This window comes from Terriglobia bacterium (genome assembly GCA_036496425.1).
GTDB lineage: Bacteria > Acidobacteriota > Terriglobia > 20CM-2-55-15 > 20CM-2-55-15 > 20CM-2-55-15.
This window is the reverse complement of sequence record DASXLG010000329.1, coordinates 1-4,184: the sequence shown is the minus strand read 5'-3', so window position 1 is coordinate 4,184 and position 4,184 is coordinate 1. Positions and strand designations below refer to the sequence as shown.

Here is a 4,184-nt window from a genome sequence, read left to right as displayed (position 1 = left end):
AAGGAAAATCCGGGCCTTAATGCGATCGATAATATTTACAGCTATGCTGCCGCCGCGTCGTACCGCGCATACAGCGATTATCTCCGGCGCAAATATCCGCAACGCCACCGCCTGAAGACGCAGCTGCGCTATCTGCTGCAGACGGATAAGCGGTTTGATCTCTGGCAGCTGCCGGATTACCAATGGATGTGCCGCCTTTCGCGCTGGGACCATGCGATCGACCAGTTGCGAAAGTCGCCGACAGTCGAGGAATTGAGCACTCTCTCGGCAAAGATCCATATCGGCCGGCGGCCCGACCATCCCGGCGATTTTGTTATGGACCTGTTGAACCGCCTCGGCGCCCCTGTTGAGCTGAACGATCTCGTGGGTATCGTGGCGGATTTGTGGGGGATTCGAGACCGTGGCGGCGTCGAAATCGAAGAGCGGATGTTGTCCGTCCTGGCTTCGAAGCTCACTCGCCTGCAGCAGGACTTCGTCCGCCATTTAACCGACGAGGAATTGGCAGCGTGGACGGATGCCGCGGAAATGGCAGATCCCGCTTTCGTCGAAGCGCATCTGGGGCGCTGCGCTTCGTGCAGGCAGGAACTCGCGGACCTTCATGCTTTTCAACAGAAATTAGAGCCGTCTTAGCCCGCCTTAGAACGTGTTCGTTGCGCGTCGCCCGCGCTCAGAATCCAGCGGTTTCAGGATTTCTTTTGCTTTGCGTTTTGCTTGGTGAGCGTGGCGAGAGCTTTGACGAGAATCGGCGCCCCAATTTGAAGATCGGCCTTCCGGGAGGCGACCAGCTTTCGAAGCATCGTGTCGCCTTCCTTCGTGATGCGCACGAACACGAAACTGCGATGCACATCGCTGCGTTCGCGTTTGACGAGGCCGCGGCTCTCGAGCCGATTCACCAGCTCCACCGCGCTGTGGTGCCGTATGCCGAGCCGGCCGGCGACATTCGTGATTGTTGCTTCCATGCCTTCGGGCAGGCCCTTGAGTGCGAGCAACAGTTGATATTGTCTCGAACGAAGACCCGCAGCCTCCGCAGCCTTGTCGCTGAAAGCCAGATAACGGCGGATCTGGTATCGAAACTCCGCCAGGGCGCGGTAGTCGGACGACGTGACATCGGTTTGGCGCGGCTCTTTAGGCATATCCCGTCAACGAACCTAACACTCAAGGATACGTCGTTTGTCAAACGGCCGCGCCTCCGAATCACTGCAACGATGCAGATGCCGGCATTGACGCTCCCGCCGAGTTGCTCAAGGTCACCGTCACCGAAGCGACGGCTTTTATGGTGCCCTGAGTGATGCTGAAAGGCTGCGTATAAACGAACGCGCTGCCCGTCGGATCCGATGCCGGAGACTGGTAGTATGTCGTGAACGGCGACGTGACGTCCGGCTTCAGTTCGACCGTCAGCAGTTTTTGCCCGCTCGCCGCTCCAAAGGTGAATGTCGCTCCCGTTATGTCTCGCGGAGTCGAGTAACCGGTGAGCTGGAGTTCAAATCCCGCAGCAGATAGATTCAAGACCGCAATGCTGGTGATGACCGGAGGAAGCCGCGGAACCTGGATGTCGAACGTGCCGTTGGTCGAAGCGACGTTGACGCCGCCGTCCTGCACGTTTGCCATACTCAGCTCGATCGTTCCTGCCACCGTTCCCGCCTGCAGTACACCATTCGACATGGCCAGATGCGCCGTCGTCGTATTTGCAGGAAAACTGACATCGCTGCTTCTCGCGCTTGTATCGGCATTAACGAAGGTCACATTCGGGTCATCGGCGCTATTGGTGGCGTTCGGTGTGAAAGTCAGGGTCAGAGTCCCAGTGACGGTATCCGGAGTTGCGGTCGCCAGGGCCACCTGCACCGGGGTCTGTTCTGCAGGGTCCAGCACCTGCGGCAGGTTGTAAACAAAGGAAAGGCCGCCGGGCGTCACCGTGAACGCTTGCGGACCACTCGATCCCGAGGTGGTGGCGACCTTAAGGTTATGAATGCCGAGCGTTTCACTGGCGCCGATCGTAACGACAGCGGTCAGCGATGTAGCGCTCGCGACGGTCACCTGGCCGATCGAAATTCCTCCGTCATCCGCGGTCACGTTCGTGCCGCCGGCAATGGTATCGAAGTTGGTCCCTGTAAAAGTGACGGTAAGGCTGGTGCCCCTCACGCCGCTGGACGGTGCGATCGACGTCAGGGATGGCGGCGGCGCCACCGGAATGCTTACCATAAATGTGGCGGCGTTGCTGGCTCCGCCATCGGTTCCAACCGTGATGGCGTGCGCGCCGAGTGATCCACTGGCCGCAATGGCAAAATTAGCCGTCAGCGAAGTGTCGCTGCTGACCGTGATGCCGCTCACCGTGATTCCGCTTCCGCCGGCCGACACCGCCGCTGCGCCGGTCTGGCATCCGGGCGTTCCGTTTCCGGCGAAGCCGGTGCCGGTCAGCGTCACCGTGACTTGTGTTCCCGGCGCTCCCGTAGGTGGAGTTATTGCCGTCAGAGTCGGCGGAATCGGTTTCGGATGAAGATCCGCCTTCCAGACGCGGTTGCCGGAATCATCCGCGATGAAAAGTGTATCTCCTGCGGCATTCGTCAGAACACTGGCTGGCGCCTGCAGCGAGGCGGTGAAGCTTCCACATTCGGTCGTCGCCTGAGTCGTAATGACCGTGGTCATCAAGCCCGTACCGCCGCTGATCCTGCGAACCCTGTCATTACCCCGGTCGGCGATGAAGACGTCTCCGGCTGCGTCGACGGAAAGGCCTTCAGGATCGTTCAACTGCGCGTTGACGGCGGGTCCGTCGTCTCCACTGAACCCGGCGCCACCGGTTCCTCCGACCGTCGTAATGATGTTGGTCCCGGCGGCGACTTTCCGGATTCGATTGTTGCCGGAATCGGCGAAATATAGATTGCCCGCAGCATCCAATCCCAGGTGCGCTGGATTGTTCAGCCTGGCTGCCGTGGCGGCCCCTCCGTCGCCGCTGAAACCCGCGGTTCCAGTGCCTGCGATTGGCGTAATCGCGCCGGTAGCCGGCGCGACTCTGAAGATCCGTTGCCCCAGGCGTTCGGCTACATAAAGGTTCCCCGCCGCATCGACGGCGATGGAAAGCACACCGGAAAGCGCAATCGGCACCGGAACCTCATGGATCGTGCCGTCGCCGGCGTTCACTCTGTGAATGCGGCTGTTGGTCGTGTTCTGCTCGTCGGCGATGTACAGGTTCGTGAATGAAGTTGTCGAGAATCCGCCAAAATCACCGATATAAAGGTTGCCGCCCGCATCCGCGGCAGCCGCGAACGGGTGATTCAGGACTGAAGACACGGCGGGGCCCCCCTCCAGATACCAGGAGCCGGCATTGCCGTTTCCGGCGGCGGTCGTGATCACACCGCCGGTGCTCACCTTACGAACGCGGTTATTGTTTCGATCTGCGATAAATAAATTACCCTGCGGATCGACTGCGGCGTCCGTCGGCCCATTCAACGTCGCGCCCAGTGCCTGGCCTCCGTCTCCGGTAAATCCGGCAGCTCCGCTGCCTGCCACCGGCGCCACCCCGGTCTGGCCGAACGCGCTGACCGCGAGCGAAACGATCAGCAGGAAAAATAGAACCCGATATATAAATGATGAGTGCATGTAGTTGTCCTCCGCACCTGCCGCAGGACCGTCAGAATTGCGAACCACTCACTGGAACATACGTGATTCGTGGCGTCGCCCTGTTGGCGTCAAAAAGTAAGATGGGGCTGCCGGTAAAATCGGTCAGCCGGAAAACCGAGTCGGTGCTTGTCGGATACATTCCCGTCAACGCGCAGTTGCAATACACGGGTGCTGCAGCCTCTCCACTCAGCGCGATAGTCATGACGGATCGGGATTGAGAATTTGCGGCGAAGACCCGTTGGTTGTCGTTCGAGACGGCTACGGCAACCGGGGCTGCAACGCCATCAGCCGCCGAAGCGACGCCATAAACCTGTCCCGCTGAGACGTAATAGATTGCGTTTTGCGAATCATCGGCAACAATCGCGTCGCTGCTGTTGTGCAGAAACGCGATCGCTACGGGATGCTGCAGGGAGGCGGCCAGCCGCGGCTGAATTCCGGGGTTTGCGACGAACAGCGATCCCGTCTGTCCATTGGATACACCTATCGCCACGGTGCGTCCGTCGTCGCTGATTCCCATGGCCGTGATGGCGCCGAGTCCGCGGATGTCGATCTGTCCGGCCAGCACGGCC

The 4,184-nt window shown here is 60.1% G+C and carries 4 protein-coding genes; 1 reads left to right on the top strand and 3 read right to left on the bottom strand.

Going from position 1 to position 4,184, the window contains the following annotated elements; all coding sequences use genetic code 11:
- Nucleotides 1-630 (top strand): hypothetical protein (locus tag VGK48_23815; protein ID HEY2384212.1); only part of this gene is annotated, 630 nt, incomplete at its 5' end.
- A 53-nt stretch (nt 631-683) separates the two neighbouring features.
- On the opposite strand, the gene VGK48_23810 is transcribed toward VGK48_23815, so the two are convergent.
- The 3 genes from VGK48_23810 to VGK48_23800 all read right to left on the bottom strand — a co-directional run.
- On the bottom strand, nt 684-1,133 hold the full coding sequence (locus tag VGK48_23810; protein ID HEY2384211.1) for a MarR family winged helix-turn-helix transcriptional regulator: 450 nt from the start codon (nt 1,131-1,133) through the stop codon (nt 684-686).
- Nucleotides 1,134-1,194: 61 nt separating this feature from the next.
- Complete coding sequence (locus VGK48_23805) at nt 1,195-3,594, bottom strand: IPT/TIG domain-containing protein (protein HEY2384210.1); 2,400 nt, start codon at nt 3,592-3,594, stop codon at nt 1,195-1,197.
- Between the two features lie 31 nt (nt 3,595-3,625).
- A partial coding sequence (locus VGK48_23800; GenBank protein ID HEY2384209.1) for a hypothetical protein occupies nt 3,626-4,184 on the bottom strand: 559 nt, incomplete at its 5' end.